Source organism: Vibrio sp. 2134-1, from assembly GCF_033339495.1.
This window is the reverse complement of the sequence record NZ_JAWOUS010000968.1, coordinates 1-515: the sequence shown is the minus strand read 5'-3', so window position 1 is coordinate 515 and position 515 is coordinate 1. Positions and strand designations below refer to the sequence as shown.

Annotated in this window: 1 protein-coding gene; it reads left to right on the top strand. The window is 47.4% G+C overall.

All coding sequences use genetic code 11. The annotated features are described in order from the left end of the window. Window positions 1-29: 29 nt before the first annotated feature. Window positions 30-515: substrate-binding domain-containing protein (locus R7R78_RS29525; protein ID WP_225475014.1), on the top strand; the 486-nt coding region annotated here is incomplete at its 3' end.

Genomic DNA, 515 nt, shown 5'->3' with positions numbered 1-515 from the left:
CACTCACCTCTACCAGTGGATGGATAACAATGAAATTAAAAAAACTACTCACAATCGCTGCCCTATCTGGCATGACAATGCTCAGTGCCTCTGCTAACGCTTTTTTTGGCTCCAATGACGATAACGTCAGACTTGGTTACCTCGTGAAGCAGCCGGAAGAGCCTTGGTTTCAAACCGAGTGGTCTTTTGCGGAAAAAGCAGCGAAGCAATACGATTTTGAATTGGTCAAGATGGCCGTGCCTGATGGTGAAAAAACGCTGAATGCGATTGATACGCTTGCTGCCAGCGGGGCGAAAGGTTTTGTCATTTGTACGCCAGATCCAAAGCTTGGCCCTGCGATTATGGCCAAAGCGAAAAGCTACGATTTGAAAGTCATTACTGTTGATGATCAGTTTCTAAACGCGAAAGGCGAACCGATGAAAGAGGTGCCTTTAGTGATGATGGCGGCGAGTGAAATTGGTTACCGTCAGGGCTCAGAGCTGTTTAAGGAGATGACGAATCGTGGATGGGATGCC